This window comes from Chryseobacterium sp. Chry.R1, from assembly GCF_039645525.1.
Taxonomy (GTDB): Bacteria; Bacteroidota; Bacteroidia; order Flavobacteriales; family Weeksellaceae; genus Chryseobacterium; species Chryseobacterium proteolyticum.
Genome location: NZ_CP151793.1, coordinates 4724581 through 4743742, shown reverse-complemented (window position 1 = coordinate 4743742; position 19162 = coordinate 4724581). Strand labels below are relative to the sequence as shown.

14 protein-coding genes and 3 tRNA genes are annotated in these 19162 nt (G+C 34.1%); 10 read left to right on the top strand and 7 right to left on the bottom strand.

The window, feature by feature from the left end:
• Positions 1–9 precede the first annotated feature (9 nt).
• On the bottom strand, positions 10–3894 hold the full coding sequence (locus tag AAEU33_RS21105; protein WP_345990162.1) for a hypothetical protein: 3885 nt from the start codon (positions 3892–3894) through the stop codon (positions 10–12).
• 161 nt (positions 3895–4055) lie between these two features.
• Here AAEU33_RS21105 and AAEU33_RS21100 point away from each other — a divergent pair, with 161 nt between their 5' ends.
• Both AAEU33_RS21100 and AAEU33_RS21095 read left to right on the top strand, forming a co-directional pair.
• Complete coding sequence (locus tag AAEU33_RS21100) at positions 4056–5546, top strand: recombinase family protein (protein WP_345990160.1); 1491 nt, start codon at positions 4056–4058, stop codon at positions 5544–5546.
• Positions 5530–5685 (top strand): PTS sugar transporter subunit IIBC, encoded by a 156-nt coding sequence (locus AAEU33_RS21095; RefSeq protein ID WP_306596593.1) that lies wholly within the window; start codon positions 5530–5532, stop codon positions 5683–5685. The genes AAEU33_RS21100 and AAEU33_RS21095 overlap by 17 nt, the downstream gene beginning before the upstream one ends.
• A gap of 196 nt (positions 5686–5881) precedes the next feature.
• On the opposite strand, the gene AAEU33_RS21090 is transcribed toward AAEU33_RS21095, so the two are convergent.
• The 3 genes from AAEU33_RS21090 to AAEU33_RS21080 form a co-directional block, all read right to left on the bottom strand.
• Positions 5882–5955: transfer RNA gene (locus AAEU33_RS21090), tRNA-Arg, on the bottom strand.
• 46 nt (positions 5956–6001) lie between these two features.
• Positions 6002–6076: transfer RNA gene (locus AAEU33_RS21085), tRNA-Pro, on the bottom strand.
• Positions 6077–6100: 24 nt separating this feature from the next.
• Positions 6101–6185: transfer RNA gene (locus tag AAEU33_RS21080), tRNA-Ser, on the bottom strand.
• A 136-nt stretch (positions 6186–6321) separates the two neighbouring features.
• Here AAEU33_RS21080 and AAEU33_RS21075 point away from each other — a divergent pair.
• The 4 genes from AAEU33_RS21075 (at position 6322) to AAEU33_RS21060 (ending at position 10816) form a co-directional block, all read left to right on the top strand.
• A complete protein-coding gene (locus AAEU33_RS21075; protein WP_345990158.1) occupies positions 6322–7347 on the top strand; it encodes an N-acetylmuramoyl-L-alanine amidase in 1026 nt (341 codons plus the stop codon).
• A gap of 72 nt (positions 7348–7419) precedes the next feature.
• Complete coding sequence (aspA, locus tag AAEU33_RS21070; protein WP_345990156.1) at positions 7420–8820, top strand: aspartate ammonia-lyase; 1401 nt, start codon at positions 7420–7422, stop codon at positions 8818–8820.
• Positions 8821–8904: 84 nt separating this feature from the next.
• Positions 8905–9753, top strand: coding sequence for a glycosyltransferase family 2 protein (locus tag AAEU33_RS21065; RefSeq protein ID WP_345990154.1), 849 nt, complete (start codon positions 8905–8907; stop codon positions 9751–9753).
• A gap of 22 nt (positions 9754–9775) precedes the next feature.
• Positions 9776–10816 carry a hypothetical protein gene (locus tag AAEU33_RS21060; RefSeq protein WP_345990152.1) on the top strand — a complete coding sequence of 347 codons (1041 nt, stop codon included), beginning with the start codon at positions 9776–9778 and terminating at the stop codon, positions 10814–10816.
• On the opposite strand, the gene AAEU33_RS21055 is transcribed toward AAEU33_RS21060, so the two are convergent.
• From AAEU33_RS21055 to AAEU33_RS21045, 3 genes are all read right to left on the bottom strand, one after another.
• A complete protein-coding gene (locus AAEU33_RS21055) occupies positions 10809–12287 on the bottom strand; it encodes an oligosaccharide flippase family protein (protein ID WP_345990150.1) in 1479 nt (492 codons plus the stop codon). The two genes, AAEU33_RS21060 and AAEU33_RS21055, sit on opposite strands and share 8 nt — an antisense overlap.
• 9 nt (positions 12288–12296) lie before the next feature.
• A complete protein-coding gene (locus tag AAEU33_RS21050) occupies positions 12297–13091 on the bottom strand; it encodes an FkbM family methyltransferase (RefSeq protein ID WP_345990148.1) in 795 nt (264 codons plus the stop codon).
• 175 nt (positions 13092–13266) lie between these two features.
• Positions 13267–13932 carry a DUF2461 domain-containing protein gene (locus AAEU33_RS21045; protein WP_172276584.1) on the bottom strand — a complete coding sequence of 222 codons (666 nt, stop codon included), beginning with the start codon at positions 13930–13932 and terminating at the stop codon, positions 13267–13269.
• A 488-nt stretch (positions 13933–14420) separates the two neighbouring features.
• On the opposite strand from AAEU33_RS21045, the gene AAEU33_RS21040 reads away from it, so the two are divergent.
• The 4 genes from AAEU33_RS21040 (at position 14421) to AAEU33_RS21025 (ending at position 19139) form a co-directional block, all read left to right on the top strand.
• Positions 14421–16115, top strand: a complete 1695-nt coding sequence (locus AAEU33_RS21040) for a DEAD/DEAH box helicase (RefSeq protein ID WP_172276587.1) — start codon at positions 14421–14423, stop codon at positions 16113–16115.
• 151 nt (positions 16116–16266) lie between these two features.
• Positions 16267–16905 (top strand): DUF47 family protein, encoded by a 639-nt coding sequence (locus AAEU33_RS21035; protein ID WP_345990145.1) that lies wholly within the window; start codon positions 16267–16269, stop codon positions 16903–16905.
• A 15-nt stretch (positions 16906–16920) separates the two neighbouring features.
• Entirely contained in the window at positions 16921–18063 is a 1143-nt protein-coding gene (locus tag AAEU33_RS21030) for an inorganic phosphate transporter (protein ID WP_172276592.1), read from the top strand.
• Between the two features lie 104 nt (positions 18064–18167).
• Entirely contained in the window at positions 18168–19139 is a 972-nt protein-coding gene (locus AAEU33_RS21025; RefSeq protein WP_172276595.1) for a polyprenyl synthetase family protein, read from the top strand.
• The last annotated feature ends 23 nt before the right edge of the window (positions 19140–19162 follow it).

Here is a 19162-nt window from a genome sequence, read left to right as displayed (position 1 = left end):
AATTTAAGATTATATATGTGATATAATTTGTTGTTGTAGTTCTTGAGATATGTCTTCCACGCGGTAAATATAATCCGATTCTAAACCTTTTCCAATGAATTTTGTAAAGCTTTCGGATGAGACGTTTAAAGAATTTAAACTATTTCTAATTTCCGATTCGAGGTTAAGACCTTTCAACCATTTCATTTCAATAGAGGAATTTTCATTTAGATGTCTTTTAAATTCTGACAACTTCCATAACGTAATCAAAATTTCAAATTTCTTACTCAGATCGCCATTAACAGATTTTTCCGGAAGTAAAACTTCTGGCAAATTTTTTAATGTTTTTTCTTCAATTGTAACAGGAAGTGCAGGAAAATTGATATCAATATTTTCAGCGCCGGTTATTAAGTTATCATAAGCATTAATGAGTTCTTTACTTATTCTGAAACCACTAACTGCTATATTATCTTTTACACTGATAATTGTAATAAATTGATAATCTAAATCTCTCAAAATACCTAATGCGAATAATAAACTTTCCAAACTATGGGTATCAGAAAAATTAAAATCGATTATTCCAATTGTCAAATAAGTAATGGTGTCAGTTTCTTCTATTCCATTGGGATAAACGAATTTAAAATCAGAACTTGCCTCAATTATTGCTAAAGAATGATTGAGGTCATCAAGTTTAGCGTTTTTAGCCTTCATCCACCATTCTTCAACAGCCTTTCTCCCAACTGGAACAGGCATTTTATCTTCTAACGGTATTTGCGATAAATAATATAAGATTGAAGCATATAGTCTTTCATAATGTATATTTTCTTCTATGCAAATGCTCTCCGAGTCAAAATAAGCTATTGTTTTATTTTCAATAGTTCTAAACGCATTTTGCAGTGCTTCTAAGTCAAAATAAACACCTTTGAAATTAATTAATGCCAATCTTGTGTCTTGTTCTTTTTTTGGCAGGAAAATATTGAATATTTGACTATTAATATTTGTAAGGGAACTAATCCACGAGCCTATTTCTTTTTCGCCTTCGACAGCATTATTTTTTTCATTATACTTTTTATAAATTGGATATTTTTTCTTAAGCTTTATAGTGTTGTTAAGAAGTTCTCCTTTCTGCTGTAATTCAGTGACATTTTTTTGAATTTTATTCTTGTTGCCTTCTAATAATCCGTCAATCATCCGTGTAACAATTTTAACCCATTCCAAAGCTAATTTTCTAATGTTTATTATTCTCTCTTGCCAACTGTAAGCCGACGAGTCTAAATACATTTTCTGTATTTCGTTATACCAAATCTGGTTGAGATGAATGTCAAAAGAATTCCCAATTGAAGCCGGAGTCATTCGTTTACGTGCATCATCTCTAACTGTAGTAGTCATTTCTTCAGAAGGAAACGGGAACATTATTCCCTCAGTACAATACTCTTCATAAAATGGAAAGAATTCAAAAATATCCTCAATCCTAGATACACTCAAATTATTGGCGTGTTTTGAATCTTGATCAAATAGAAGATATTTAATATTAATTTTATTCCCAGAGTCCTCTATAATAATAGAATTAGTATTGACTTTAAGATAACTGAAGAGCGTCTCTTTATTTTTTATTATGAAATTATTATATTCAACAGAATCAGTTAATTGTAAAAAAGACATCAATTCTTTCGCCTCACTAAAATCCATTTTTATTAGCTCGTCGATACTGATATTGTTGTTTATTGATGGAATATTAATGGCTATTTTTAAATGGCTAAACCATTTTATCAAAAAGCCAAGACCTTTATAAGAAATAATAGCTGAAGAACGTTTTTGCAAATTTAATTTTAAAGCGTTTGCAAATATGACTACATCAGAATTTTCAAATTGATATTTAGGTAATCTTTTCTTTAAATCTGCTAATAGTCTAAAGTTGCCTCCTTGCTCACCAAGAATATTTGACATTTCCTCTAAAGTATTAAGTTCGGAAAATGGAGTAGAAGCTACGGAAAATAATTCTATACCTCCGACATTATAAGCTTCATCAAATTCTAATTTATTTTCATTCAAATATCGATGCGGTTCAGCGTGCATAATACCATCAACAGCGACTACAATATTTTCTAATGAGTCTTCAGAAACTATTTCTGCTAATGTTTCGTAAAATTCATTTTTATAGTTTTGATCAAGTAGAAAAGGAATATTATTAAAGAAATCCTGTTTGTAATCATCAGTAATAATCTTAAACAGGTTTTTAAGAGATTCCTCTACAGGTATGTTTTTGTGCAATAGATCTTTTAGGTGTTGAGATCGAACAGGATGTAAGCCTTCTACAAAATGACCATCAAAATTTAGGAAATATTCTTTTTCTAATTCATTTAATAACTCACCTCGGTCTTGTTCGAATCCTATTTCCGTTTTTACATAACTAAGTAATTTTGCTGTCTTTAATTTAATATTTAAACAATCCGCAAGAGAAATCATTCGTAATATTTCTAACTTGGCTCCTGCTGATTTCGAATTGGATAAATAGTTTATTTGTGCTGAAAGTCGCTCTTCGATCATTTCACCTCTTGTCAGAAGATATGTATATTCAATCAATAGTCCTTTTGGATGAACCTGTTCCCATACAGGTTGCCATTTTTGAATATCCGGATGTATTTTGTGCTTTCTTTTTAATTCTTCAAATAATTCTCTGGCTTCGACCATTGATAATAAAATATCAACCGTAGCTAGGTTAATTCGTGAAATGTCAGCACCAAATCTAAACCAATCTTCTTGTCTAGTTGTAAGTAGATATTTTACAGGAAAATCCCTTGTTGTCGAAACTATTTCAAACCACGATTCTACTAAAGTATTTAATCCATCTATAATTAACAGAGGCTTTTCACCAATTAGAATTCGGGATTCCAAAAATTCAGCAATAGAATTAGCTTCATTGTAGTCCTTACAGCTTCGTAATTCATAGATAGAATAATTGTTTTTTTCTTTTAGATCATATCCCGTTTGCCACGCTAAGGTAGATTTTCCTTGTCCGCTTGAAGATCTAATCACAGTAACATCTGATTCAAATACGCTATCATAAACTTTTTTTTGCCAAATCTTTCTTTTTACGGGTAATCCTAATTTGATATGAGCGGGTCTTGCCGCTTTTCCATCATAAAAATCTTCTGCATTATGACTTTCAGTAATATCATATGAAACTTTGATGATCCAATTATTTAATATCGCATTATTAACAGGTGCTTTAGAGTAAGAGTCTTTTATATCCTGAAATAGGGCAGTAATATCAGTATTAGTTACTGTAATTCTATTTTTTGACCAAATAAAGACATTGTAAAATAATGATCTTAAAAATTGAAGTTCTGTTCCTTTGTTTATCCCCCAGTCCTTAAATAATGAAATCAGAATATCATTGAACAATTCTGTCGATGTTTTATATTCAAATGAGATATTTGATAATAGATCATTATAGTTTATATTGTATTTTAATGTGGTGAATTTTGTTTGCCAGAAGTCAGATAAATCCTTTTTATGCATTAAAGAGTGAAGGTTTCCTTTAGCAATTTCCATATTATACACTAACTTAAACTTGCTGTTAGGATTAATTTCAAAAGTTTCAGCGAAATTTTGTAATACTCCTAAATCCCAAAAACTTCCGGCGTCCATTTTATTTACAGATGATTTAATCTGAGTATATAGTTGACCGTTAAGAATATTTTGAGAGGTATTTAAGTCAATATCCTCAATACCTTCCATTGTTATCGATATTTCGCAAGTTCCTCTAAGCTCGTTAAGTATTAAATAAGATGCATATAATATTTGATAGTAGATGCCTCTAAAATTTACTGATCCTCCAATTCTTTTTTTTAACAAGTTTTCTAATTCTTCAGTAAACTTATTTAAAGTCGGTGCTTTTTGTGGAGTATTCATAGTGAGTAATAGTTGATATTGATTTTATATAGTATCTACACAAAAATAAATCATTTTTATATAACCTTTTTATGGAAATCCGTAATTGAAATCAAAATCAATATGGCTTATTTCATGATGTTTTTAATTATTAATTTGTAGATCAAATTAATATTATTCATATGAAAACAGCCTATTTATATGTCCGTGTAAGTACGGACGAGCAAAAAAGAAAAGGGTACTCCTTACCCGAGCAAGAGGACAGGTTATTAAAATATTGTAAATATAACAATATTGAAGTCAAGGGGATTTATCGTGAAGACTTTTCAGCTAAGAATTTCAATCGGCCTGAATGGAAAAGTCTATTCACAACAATTAAGCATAAATCGCCTAAGGAAGAAGCTAATATATTATTTATTAAATGGGATCGATTCAGCCGTAATGTTGAGTATGCCTATGAAATGATAGGAAAGCTTCGGAAATATAAAACAATAGCAATGGCTATTGATCAGCCTGTAGATTTTTCAGTTCCGGAAAGCACGGTTATGCTTGCAGTATATCTTTCCGTACCAGAAGCGGAAAATAGTAGGAGAGCCCAGAATACAGCAAATGGCATTCGTCGGGCGAAACTAATGGGTAGGTATACTAATAAGGCTCCATTAGGATTTATTAATCTGACACTGTTAGATGGTAAAAAAATAATTACACCTAAACAACCGGAAGCAGAAATTATAAAATGGGTATTTCATCAACTTTCAAAAAATATTCATAAGATAGAAGAGATCAGAAAAATGGCGACAGATAAAGGTTTGATATGCTCACGATCGCATTTTTTTAGGCTGGTACGTAATCCGGTTTATTGTGGTCTTATATCGGTAAATATTAGCGCTGAGGAACAACAAATGGTTAAAGGAATGCATGAGGCATTAATTTCTGAAAGCCAGTTTTATGACGTACAGCGTATTATTACAACGAAAAGACAAGTTACCGCTAAAGCAGATACTCTAAAAGCAACGTTTTTTCTAAGAGGATTCTTAATATGTCCCCACTGTAATCAAAAACTTAGTGGAAGCTTTTCTAAAGGCAAAACCAAAAAATATCCCTATTATCACTGTCATGGGCGATGTAAGACAAGAATAAATGCAATTCTTCTCAATGAATGTTATCAGAATAAACTTCAAGAACTAATATTATCAAATAATGCAGCTGAATTATTCAACAGTATTTTAGAAGATCAGAATATAAAAACACAGAAAACAAACTATTTACATGAACGGATGTTGGCAGAGAGAAAATTGAAAGAAGAAGGATTAACTCTTTCCCAAGCTAGAAAGCTATTTGTAGCAAGGATTTTGAAACTGGACGATTACAATGAATTAAAAAAAGAGAACCAGGTTAATTCTCAATGCTTAAAAAAAGAGTTACGTAATATCAATACTAAATTAAGAGATATTGATAGGCAGGAACAGTTGGAAAGCAAATTATTTTTAGATCTTTTTCACGGATTTTCGGAATTTGATATAGCTGATAAAAAGCATGTTGTGAGTTTGATTCCTCCTGTTAATGTTGACTACCAAAAAGGGAGTCTTTCTTTAGATCTAAATGATGCATTATTAAAAGTACTATTGAAAAAAGCTAATCGAAAAAATATGAAAAATGAATTTCACTTATAAAAAAATATCAATTGAACAGGCAATTGCCCTGTTAGCAAAAAATGGCATTAAAGTAGATGATGAAGAAATAGCAGTTATATTGGACCTGCTTTATCTTATCTCAAAAAATTACAAAAAACCAGAAAAAAAGATAGTATAACCCTAAGGAGATTTCGAATTTGCTGAAAAGTATCTATAGGAAATATATTGAGGCTCTTCTAGATAATTTCAAACAAGTAATAGAAGAATTCTAGCTTCAAAAATCGAACTCTAAATATCCCAATTGTAAAAGTTTGGGCCACAGGTTTTTATGGATATAAAAAATGAGACAACTTTTTAAAAGTTGTCTCATTAAGTGAGCGCGAAAGGATTCGAACCTTTGACCGTCTGCTTAGAAGGCAGATGCTCTATCCAGCTGAGCTACGCACCCATAAAAAGTTGATTCCCGCTTAGTTTTACAAGCGCATTAAAAAAAGTCGGGGCGGCAGGATTCGAACCTGCGACCTCCTGGTCCCAAACCAGGCGCGATGACCGGACTACGCTACGCCCCGAGTATATTGTAAGAAAAAGAAAAGCGGAGGGTAAGGGATTCGAACCCTTGCGACACTTTCGCGTCGACAGTTTAGCAAACTGCTCCGTTAACCACTCCGGCAACCCTCCTTTTATCTTTATTTTTTAATGATCGTTATTCCGTTATTGCGAGTGCAAATATAGAATAGATTTCTTTATTTACCAAATAAATTTCAAGAAAATTTTGCGTATTTTTGAGCTAATAAATGATTAAAAAATTAGACTAATGCGTAAAACATTATATATCATCGGATTAACCGCTTTTGTTTTTTCTTGTGCCCCTCAGAAGAAAGTTGTGAAAACAACATATAAGCCGAAAAATCCAGTGACACAGCCAAAAACCGTAGTTAAAACTCCTGTTGCAGATAAGCCGAAACCACAAATTACAAGTGATCATGGAGTAGAGTTTTTTACAACCAATATTGCAGATCCTACCAAAAATGATAATACAGCAAGTTACGGCTCCATTGTCTCCGCAAAACCGGCCGGATATAAAGTAGTAAAAACCTATTTTCCTGCGATAGCGCAAAATTTCAGACAGAGATATTTAATATTACACTATACTGCTTTACCGGATGATAAATCCATAACTGTGCTTACCCAGCAAGCGGTGAGCGCACATTATCTTGTTAATAATATAGGGGATAATGAAATTTATCAATTGGTAGATGAGAATAAACGGGCGTATCATGCAGGGATAAGTTCATGGAGAAATGATAAAAACCTTAATGATAATTCGATTGGAATTGAAATTGTAAATACCGGATATACTACTGATGGGACCGGAAAAAGGATTTTCGCCCCGTTTAGTGATGAACAAGTAAGAAAGGTAGCCGCATTAGCAAAAGATATTGCCACCAGATACCAGATCCCGGCGACCAATGTTTTGGCCCATTCCGATATTGCACCAACCAGAAAACAGGATCCGGGACCAATGTTTCCATGGAAAAAATTATATGACGAATATCAGATAGGAATGTGGTACGATGAAGCAGCAAAACAAAGTATCTTTGAACTGGCACAAACCGATTTTACAACCCGATATAATGAGCCGTCGTTTATCTTTTTAATTCAGACAGCACTTCAGAAGTTCGGGTACGGGATTGAGCCGAGCGGAAAATGGGATGATGCAACAAAGAAAACCATTGAGGCTTTTCAATATCATTTCCGCCCTCAGAATTATGATGGAATAATGGATGCTGAGACATGGGCCATACTGCAGGCTCTCAATCAGAAGTATCCGGTAAAATAAAATGAAAAAAAGCGCATCTGTTAACGATGCGTTTTTGCTATATTTAAACGATAAAAAAATAGAAAATCTGTAATGGAAAATTTCAGACAAGAAAGTGATTTGCTGGGAGAACTTAACGTGCCGGTGGACGCTTATTATGGAGTGCAAACCCAGAGAGCGATCGATAACTTCAAAATTTCGGGACAGCTTCTGTCTTCATATCCTGATTTTATTAAAGGATTGGCTTTTGTAAAAAAAGCTGCGGCTAAGACTAATTATGAATTAGGGCTTTTGGAAGAAGATCTTTATTTCAAGATTGCAGAAACATGTGATGAGATCATTGATGGACAACTTCATGAACAGTTCCCTGTGGACATGATTCAGGGAGGAGCCGGTACTTCGATCAACATGAATGCGAATGAGGTAATCGCCAACAGGGTTTTAGAAAAGCTAGGAAAGAACAAAGGAGAATATCAGTATTGTTCGCCAAACGATCATATCAATCTTTCCCAATCTACCAATGATGCTTATCCTACAGCTATTAAAGTTGGACTTTTACGTATGAATGTACGATTGGTTGAAAAACTGGAAAAAATAGTAGCTGCTTTTCGTGCTAAAGGAGAGGAGTTTCACGATGTTATTAAAATGGGTAGAACTCAGCTTCAGGATGCGGTTCCTATGACTTTAGGACAGGAATTTGAAGCATTTGCTGCTAATCTGGAAGAAGATATTTCTAAACTGAATAATAATGCCGATCTCTTTGTTGAGGTCAATATGGGAGCGACTGCTATTGGAACAGGGATTAATGCTCCGATCGGCTATGCTTCTCTTTGTGCTAAAAATCTGGCTCTGCTGACCGGATTTCCGATTGTTTCCGCACCAAATCTTGTAGAGGCAACTCCGGATACAGGATCTTATGTAATTTATTCTTCTGCTATGAAACGTCTTGCGGTAAAACTATCCAAGATATGTAATGATTTAAGGTTGCTGACTTCAGGTCCTAGAGCGGGTCTTTTTGAAATTAATCTACCTCCAATGCAGCCGGGATCATCGATCATGCCGGGGAAAGTAAACCCTGTGATCCCTGAAGTGGTAAACCAGGTATGCTTTAAGGTAATAGGAAATGACCTTACGGTAACTTTTGCTGCCGAAGCAGGACAGTTGCAGCTTAATGTAATGGAGCCGGTACTTTCTCATGCGATTATGGAGAACATTAATTTCCTTTCCAACGCTTTGGATACACTTCGTACAAAATGTATAGTTGGCATTACCGCTAATAAGGAAGTTTGTTTGAATATGGTAAAACACAGCATTGGTATTGTGACTGCACTTAATCCTTATATTGGATACAAACAATCGACACAAATCGCTAAAGAAGCATTGGAGACAGGAAAAAGTGTATACAACCTTGTACTTGAAAAAGGAGTGCTTACTCAGGAGAAGCTTGATGAAATTCTTGATCCTAAGAACATGCTGATGCCGCATAACAAATAAAATTGGTTATTACCTAAGAATAAAATAATATAAGATCTTCATCTGAAAATATTCAGGTGGGGATCTTTTTAATACAACCAGACATTGAGGTTTTTAATTATCATTCCTGCACACAACGAAGAGGATCATCTTCCATTTACCCTGGATTCTTTACAGCAACAACGTTATAAGGATTTCAAAGTTGTGGTTACCAATGATGGTTCCACAGACCATACCCCTGAAATTATTAAACGATATACAGATACAGATTCCCGTTTTGAAACAGTTAACCTGCAGAAGTCGGCTCATCAGCCAGGTTCCAAAGTAGTTAATGCTTTTAAAAAAGGATTGGAGACTCAGGATTTGGATCATTTTGATATAATCTGCAAGTTTGATGCGGATATTATTTTGGACGAAAATTATCTTGAAACAATAGAAAAATCTTTCAGCAATAACCCCAAATACGGTTTGGTAGGTGGTCTGCTGTATGTAGAAAAAGAAGGAGATTGGGTTTATGAGGGAAATTCAAATAAAAATCATGTCAGGGGCCCGTTGAAGGCGTACCGCAAAGAATGCTTTCTTGAGATCGGTGGATTAAGGGAAACATTGGGCTGGGATAATATAGACTCTATACTATTGGAGCATTTAGGATGGAAAGAAGTCGTTCTACCGGAATTAAAAGTAAAGTTGATTAAAGTAAAAGGAGCTGATTATACAGTCAGGGAATCGGATTATTACGGACGTTATTTTTACTTTCTTGGGCTAAACAGATTTCTGGCATATGTTGCATCCTTAAAGGAAGCGATGAAAATCAGATCTGTTTCATTTTTTTTCTCTATCATTAAAGCCTATGAAAGCTGCAGGTCTAAAAAAATGAAACTGAAAATCAGCAAAGAAGAACAACAGGTTATTAACAATAAACGATGGGAGACTTTAAAAAAGAAATGGCTTTGAGGATAAAATAAATAAAAACATTTTGAAAAACATAGCTTACATAGAAATAGATACACATGCTGAAATTGCCCGTGCTTTCATGGATATTATGAAAGGGTCGGAAGAATTTACGGTAGACTATTATTTTTCAAAAAAAATCAAAGATCAAATTAGGGAAGATGGCGAAACGATTTTTTTGTCCGACAGTTCCATGATCAGTGATCAGCTGAAAGCAAAAAAGTATGATATCGTTATCATCGGGACGGCACATCGTTATTTCAGTACTTTCCTCGCGATTGTTCAGAAATATAAAGCTGCTGTTATTACCCATAACCAGAATTTTCCTCAATCCTCAAAATTAAGCTTAATCAAAAGCATTTTCAAAGAAGACTTTATTTACAGGCTTAAATTATGGTGGAAAGAAGGTCTTTTCTATTCTTCAAAAGTTTACCAGCATGCAGGTCATCTTCTTGTGTTGGATAATGCGCTCTGTACGGGTAAATATCAGTTTCTTCCCCTGTTTTATACTTCCAATTTTAATAGGGTTCAACAGGATGATGTCAATATTGTAATTCCAGGAGGAGTCTCTCAGAAAAGAAGGGATTATGATCATATTTTTAAAACAATCCGGACTTTAAAAACAGATCAAAGATTCACTTTTATATTTCTTGGGAAAGCTCAGGGTGAAGAGTTGAAAGCGCTTGAAAAATTATCCGGGAATTTACCTGGTAATATTACCATACATTATTTTAAAGAAAGGGTTTCGGCAGAAGATTATGACCTATGGATGGCAAAAGCAGATGTATTATGGTGTCCTGTTCAGCAGCAAACTGAATTTTTCAGTCAGATAGAGATTTATGGAAAAACCAAAATGACCGGAAATGTAGGAGATGCGATCAAATATGGAAAATTGGCTGTTTTTCCTAAAAACTATTCCTCGCAATTGGATTTTATCATTCCGGAAAATGAGAACATTGCCGAGCAGTTTCAACAGCTTAAAAGACAGAGTTTTAACTTTCGGAAGAACTATAGCAAAGAAAGTATCCGGAAAAAGCTCGGGAATGTTTTAAATGGTCTTATTTAAACTTAAATATCCCTTTGATGAAAGCTGCATTCAGATAATCCTCAACAGGGAATATTTTTGTGAAATAATTTCCGATATAAATAAGCACCAAAACTACGCTTGGTTTGTAGATCAGGTTAATGAAATTATTATTGAAAGTAGGCAATACAATAGCCACGGTAATTGCTAACGTACAGATAATAGACACAAAGATCATCTCAATAGATAAGGGTGAAACCTTAAACACGAAATAATTAAAGGCTATTTTAATGACATTATAAGTAGTTAATGAAATGGCCGTCGACAAGGCAATTCCAATCAATTTCAAATCGGTATGCTTAATGAAATAATAGTTAAGTCCTATTGTTAAGCCTGCGAGAAGAAGCATAACTACGATGTTGAAACGATAGTATTTTGAAAGAGAAATAATATTTCCGTTGAATCCTGTTGCAAGATCTATTAAAACCGCTGAACCCCAAATCCAGACTACAGGTTCATATTCCCTGAGCATTGTTCCGTTCTTGGGCATGAACTGAGTAAGAAAGGGGAACCCTACCATAATGCAGGAAAATAATATGGCCCCTAGAAAATATAATGATAATGAGGTTTTTTTATGAAATCTGTCCAGTTCTTCCATATTCCCTTCCGCTAATGTTTTGCTGATGATCGGAGCAGAAATATTAAATAATCCCAGTTGTGGAATAGAGATGAGCGAAATCAGCGCGTACAGGACAGCATAGATCCCATTCTCTTCCATTCCCATGAATTCACCGATCATGAAACTGTTAATCGCCAGATAATTTCCAAAGGTTCCTAAAAAACCGAAGAAACTGTAGTTCGTAAATTCTTTCCAGAAATTATTTTTTTTGAAATAGTCGGTACTGAAGTCGAGTTTAATCTTTTCTAACCTGTTCGTATAATAAATATACCCTAAGAGCATCAATGCAAACATACCAAAGAAAAAGGCAAAAGCGATCTGCTGAGACAGAAGTAAATATGAAAAAAGGCAGAAGGCTCCTAGGTTTGCTATTTTAGGGAAAATATTGTCGAAGATATTGGAGACAACAATTCTCTTATAATTTGAAGTGTATTTATTGAATAGGGCGCAGAGTGATAAAATCAAAACCATAGGTAAAATAATTTCCTTACTTTTCCAGGCTTCAAGCTTTGTAAACTTGGGATAAATCAACGGAATGATGAAGAAAACAATAGCAAATACCGCAAAATTAATCAGAATGGTGAGCAGTGAGATGGAAAGCATATTTTGCTTTTTGCCATCCTTTTCTACCCTGTGGAAAAATTTAACGTTAGAATAAGAAATTCCCAATACAACAAAGGGAACAAGCATTTCTGCAGTAGGCAAAATGTAGCGAAGCTTTCCGTAAAATTCAAAATTGCTCGGAAAGATGAATATGGCTGATACGGTACCTAACAAGAAACCTATATAACCGATAATGGAATATTTGAATCCTTGTCTTGCTACTACACTCATAAAGATATTTTAAAAGGTTTTGGGTATAAAAATAATGTTGTTGATATATTCCGTTTTGTTTTTTTCGTCACTTATATTTCGGACCAAAATTTCCTCCGTAAGCTTTTCAAGCCTGAAAAGGGATCGGTCTAAATAATGCGCTTCATAACCCCAGCTTTCTACTTCGGAAATCTCTCCCCAAATAGGCTTGTCATGATGTCTTTGTTCCATTTCCACCATAAGGGTTGGTAGGAACTTTAGGATGGTTTTCTTTCCGCCGAATAGGGTTTTCATCTCATTTCCTTCAACATCTATCTTGATGAAATCCAGTTTTTTAAGACCTTCTTTTTCTGCCCAGTCGTCCAATTTTGTGACTGTTACTTTTTCTGTGTAACTCTTTTCCTCACCTTTTTCCTTATAGGAAGTATACAGTGTCCCCCTTGAAGCTACCATTTTTCCATTGATGAAGGGAACTTTAAATTCAGCAATTGTATTTTCATCCGAAAGTGCTAAAGAAAGAAGATTCATAGAAGGAAACAACCTTTTTAAGCGGGTATACAATTTATGGTTAGGCTCAAAAGCATAAATATGCTGAGGTTTGAGTTTATGTTCCAGCTGGTATAAAAATGTACCTACATTGGCACCAATATCAAGAATAACAGCTTCTTCTGACAGATATTCTTTGATCCACACCAGCTCCGGTTCTACATTTCGTGCTGAAAAGTTATCCTTTGAAAGGTGATGTAAACTTTTAAAATATCTGCTTTTATAAAAACTTGGACTGATGTACTGTAAGTTTTCTGCAATTCTTTGGTATAAAGACATCCTTGATTATTTGACAGAAAGCAAAGATAATCAAAAATGTTAAACTCATGTTAATTTTGTTTAAATCTAACGCATTGATTTTCAATTAATATATACATGTCTGTTTTATTTTAAAAGAATGTGTAACTGGTTGTAATTCTTTTATTTCAGGCATGTTTAAAATAGATTCTTGTAGTTACAGAAAAGGGGTATTCAGAAAATCATTGAATGGCTTCATAAGTTTGAAAACTTTGGTTAGCTCCTTAACGGCATTTTTATCCAAAACTGTTTCATCCTTGATGTTGTACACAACAATAAAATTTTTCAGTTTTAAATATTCTGCCATCGGATCTTCTTTCTCGAATCCCTGGGGTATCTTTTTTAACTGGTCACTTTGATCCAGTTCAGGAAAATGCTTTTTAAAATCTTTGTTATTAACAATTTTAATAAAGTCATCAGCATATAAGGAGATCTCTTTTCGTACTTCTTTTAAAACTGATGATTCAGGCATGTAAATACCTCCTGCCAAAAAAGACTTTCCTGGTTCCAGGTGAAGATAGTAACCTCCTTTCTGGCTTCCTTTTCCCATTCCTAATGACGCTCCAAAGTTTGTTTTATAAGGTATTTTATCTTTTGAAAAACGGGTGTCCCTGTAAATCCGGAATAGAGCTTTTTTAGCATCTATTTTAGCAAGCTCTCCATCGAACGCCGACATTTCTTTTATAAGGTCTTCCAGAAATGCAACCACATTTTCCTGCGATTCGGTGTAAAGATGTTTATTTTCATTAAACCACTCGCGGTTGTTATTTTTGGATAATTTTTTGAGAAAATCAAAGGTTTTTGTAGAAATGGTGGCGGACATGTTTTTTAATTTTAACCAAATTTAAGTAAATCTATTCATATGTCAATGCCTCAATCCGATCAGGATTTGAAGCATTAAAACAGGATGATGTCCAGAAACTATATTTTTTATGGCAAGACAGCAAATACGATAAAGAATCCTGTAGTGAAATGGCAAATGGTGTTTGCATAACAGAAAGTCTCACAACAATAATTGAAGATCTTTCTTTTACATATTTCATGCAATTTTCGGGAATATTAAAATAAAAAAATTATAATTCCTGATTTTATTTTTGAAAATTCATTAATCTCCACGAAAAAATCAATCCAATTTAACAAAAAAAAATATTGTTTAATATTTTTTTAACATAACGGTTTATTTTTTGCGTTTAATTTTTTAAAAATTAAAAATATATTAAAGTATTCTGAAATTAAGATTCGTTATTTAACACTTTATTCAAAATAAAGTCAAATATTAATTGTATCTTTGCAAAAATTTTAAAATATTTAATGAATTTATTTACGGAGTCCAATTTAAGTCCTGACATCCTTAAGGCTATTGGCGAAATGGGTTATGAAAGCCCGACAGAAATCCAAAAACAGACTATCCCTTTTATTCTTTCAGATATACGCGACTTGATCGCACTTGCGCAAACTGGGACAGGCAAAACAGCAGCTTTTTCGCTTCCGATTTTGGATATGATTGACGATACGAGTCGCAAAATCCAACTATTGGTGCTTTGTCCGACACGGGAATTATGTCTTCAGATTTCTAAAGACATAAAGAATTACTCTAAGTACATGCAGAATATCAAATCTACAGCAGTGTACGGAGGTAGCAGTATTATGGACCAAATACGTTCTTTGAAGGAAAAACCACAAATTATTGTAGGTACTCCTGGAAGAGTAATTGATTTGATTAACAGAAAAGCACTTGATTTTTCTGCGATCCATTGGTTGGTTTTAGATGAAGCTGACGAAATGCTTTCAATGGGTTTCAAAGATGAATTGGAAACAATTTTAAGTGAAACTCCTGAAACAAAACAAACTTTCTTATTCTCTGCAACGATGAATAAAGAAGTGGAAAGAATTTCTAAAAATTATCTTACAAAACCTCACCGTATTTCAGTGGGTTCTATTAACGAAGTTAAAAAGAACATTAAGCACGAATACTATGTGGTAGGATATCGTAATAAAAAAGAAGCTCTAAAGAGATTAATTGACGCAAACCCTAATCAGTATTCCATTATTTTCTGTAGAACAAGAATGGAAACTCAGGAAGTGGCAGATTTCTTAATGCAGAACGGTTATGCAGCTGATGCACTTCATGGTGATCTTTCTCAGGCGCAGAGAGATACAGTAATGAAGAAATTCAGATTGAAAAATATCGACATTTTGGTGGCTACCGATGTAGCAGCAAGAGGTTTGGATGTGAACTCACTAACTCACGTTATCCATTACTCTCTACCTGATGATCCTGAAGTATTCGTTCACAGAAGTGGTAGAACGGGTAGAGCTGGAAAAGACGGTATTTCTATGGCTTTGATTAAGCCTGAAGAAAGCAGAAAGCTAAAACAGATTAAATCAACAACAAAGATTGATATTGTTGAAAAAACAATCCCTACAGGTGATGATATCATCAAAGCACAGGTAGGAGGCGTTTTCGAAAAGCTATTTACGGAGCATGAAGACTTATTTGAGTTTGACGACAGCTTGATTCCGGATCTTAGCAAATTCACGAAAGAAGAATTGGTACATCAGTTACTGCAGTTCCAGTTGAAAGATCTTGCATTGTACTATAAAGATAAGCATGATCTTGCTGAACAGAAATTCAGTACCAGAGATGATGATTACTCAAGAAGAGACAGAGGAAGAGATCGTGACCGAGACAGAGGAAGAGACCGTGATAGTAGAGGTGGAGACAGAAGAGATCGTGGAGGAAAACCTAGAAGAAAGAATGAAGATATGGTAAGATTCTTCTTCAACCTTGGAAAGAAAGATCAATTGAAGAAACTGGATGTTTTGGATATTATCAATAAAGCAACTGCCGGAAATGGTAAAAAGAGAGCTGAAATTGGTGATATTGAAATTTTAGAGAAATTCTCATTCTTTGAAATTGAGAAATCATTTAAGGGAGAGCTTTTGAATAATATTTCTTCAATGAAATTCAGAGGAAAAGATATGAGAGCTGAAGAAGCTAATTAAAACTCATTTTTATATAATATAAACCGGCTTATAGCCGGTTTTTTTGTTTGATAATCAGCACTTAAACCAATGTTAACAAAACTTAATGTTATATACTTTTTGGTAAGGTGCTTTTTTAGGAAATTTGCAGACGAATTATAAATACTTAAAAATGGGAATTGGTAATATTTTCCACGCTTTTCAGCCTAAAGATAAAATCTTCTTCGTCCTTTTCGAAAAAGTAACTGAAAATCTAGTAGCAATGTCTGAAGAGTTCAACAACGGGGTGAAAGATTTTGACCTTAATGACGACTCTATGTTGAAGAAAATGAGTGACTACGAACACAAAAATGATGAGCTTACGCACGAAATCTTTATTGAGCTTGGAAAAAACTTTATAACTCCTTTTGACCGTGAAGATATTCACACTTTGGCCACAGGTTTAGATGATATCGCAGATTATATCTATGCTTCAACAAAATATATTTTCTTATATAAATCGCCTTTAATGAAGGCATATGCAGACTTCTCATTGTTGATTCATAAGGTATGTCTTGAAATTCAGAATGCAATGAAAAACCTGAAAGGATTCAAAAATATGGATCAGGTGAAAGAAGCTTGTATCAAAGTAAACTCTATTGAGAATATTGCTGACGACTTACTTTCCAACTCAATGGTAGAATTGTTTGAAACAAACGACGCTATCAATATCATCAAAGTTTCATCTGTACTTAATTATCTTGAAATAGTAACCGACAAGGCTGAAGATGTAGCTAATACTATTGAAAACATTATGATCAAATACGCATAAACAATATAACAAAAAATGGAATTTCCGATTTTACTTACGGTTATTATTGCTTTAGCTTTAATTTTCGATTATATTAATGGTTTTCATGATGCGGCCAATTCAATTGCTACTATTGTTTCTACAAAAGTTTTAACTCCTTTTCAGGCTGTGCTTTGGGCGGCACTATGGAATTTTGCAGCCTTTTTTATCGCAGCATACATCATTGGAGAATTTAAAATTGGTAATACGATTGCCAAAACCGTTAATGAAAACTTTATTACCCTGGAGGTAATATTTTCAGGTCTTGTGGCAGCTATTGCCTGGAACCTTTTAACATGGTGGTTTGGTATACCATCTTCTTCATCACATACCCTAATTGGTGGTTTCTTAGGTGCGGCTTTAATGCATGCTTTCATCCTGGATTATCATGATGTAGCAGCTGCTCAGCCCAATCTAGGTTTTATAGATACTTTCAAACAGGCATTTTATCAGGTTACAACACAAAGTGTGGTTAAATTTGATAAAGTAATTCCTATCTTCCTGTTTATTTTTATGGCACCCGTTATTGGGATGGTTATTTCAATCATTATCACATTGATTATCGTTCATCTTTATAAGAGATCAAACCCTCATAAAGCAGATAAGTCTTTTAAAAGATTACAGCTTGTTTCTTCAGCCCTCTTTAGTCTAGGACATGGTCTGAATGATGCACAAAAAGTAATGGGAATTATCGGTGCGGCTTTAATTTATTACCATGTACAGATTTTACAGGATCCTGTATACTTAAATATACCTTCTGCCGGACGATTTGATTATTTTGCAGAACATTATCTTTGGGTACCTCTGGTTTCTTTCCTGGCAATAGGTCTGGGAACAATGAGTGGTGGATGGAAGATCATCAAAACAATGGGAACCAAGATTACAAAGGTAACTCCGCTGGAAGGTGTAAGTGCTGAAACTGCAGGAGCTATTACCTTATTTATTACCGATCATTTTGGTATTCCGGTATCTACCACACATACGATTACCGGGTCTATTATTGGAGTTGGATTAACGAAGAGGATTTCAGCGGTAAGATGGGGGATTACAGTAAGCTTGCTTTGGGCTTGGGTATTGACGATTCCTATCTCTGCTATTGTAGCGGCAGTTACTTATCTTTTGGTCGCTTTTCTTTCCTAGATATTAATTTAAAATTACAATACTGAACTTTGTCCAAATGGGCAAAGTTTTTTGTTTTATAAAGATTTGAAAAATCGTATTTTTGTTGGAAATTATTGGATTTTATGGAATTTTTAGACAAGTACCAACAGCTGGTTGCTGACGCTATTACCAAGTACACTTTTAAAGACAAACCCGCGGAATTATATGAACCGATGAATTACATCATTTCACATGGTGGAAAACGTCTGCGACCTATTATGGTTCTGATGGCTTGTGACTTATTTGGTGGTGATCTTAAACAGGCTATTAAGCCGGCTTTGGCGATTGAATTTTTCCATAACTTCACATTGATTCATGATGATATTATGGATGAAGCTCCTCTGAGAAGAAACAAACCTACTATTCATACTTTACATGGAATTAATGTAGGGATCTTATCCGGAGACGGGCTGATGCTGAAGGCGTATAAATTTTTTGAAGATCTTGAACCGGAAATATTTAAAGCCTGTATCCGAATATTTACCCATACCGGGCTCCTCTTATGTGAAGGGCAGCAGTACGACATTAATTTCGAAACACAGGAAGATGTGACTTTCGATGATTACATCAGAATGATTACTTATAAGACCGGAGTATTAAGTGCTTCATCTTTTGAGATCGGAGCTTTAATTGCTAAAGCTAATTTTAAAGATGCCAAGTCTATTTTTAATTTTGGAAAACATATAGGAATTGCTTTCCAGATCATGGATGATTACCTGGACGTTTTTGGAGATCAGGCTCAGTTTGGAAAAAAACATGCAGGTGACATTTATGAAAATAAAAAGACTGTTCTTTATCTTTTGGCAAGAGAACACGCCACGGAGGAAGAAAGAAAAGAATTGGATCACTGGTACTCTAAAAAAACCGATAATATCGATAAGGTGTACGGAGTAGAAAAAATCTTCAGAAGAACCAAAGTAGATGAAAAAGCATTGCGCTTAATTGAAAAGCACAATGAAATAGGGCAGAGTTATCTTAAAAAAATTAATATTCCTGAAGAAAAGAAAAAGCCATTCATAGAACTCGCTAATTATCTTTTAAGAAGGGAAAGCTAATGAGTCGCTGATTATTAAAGATT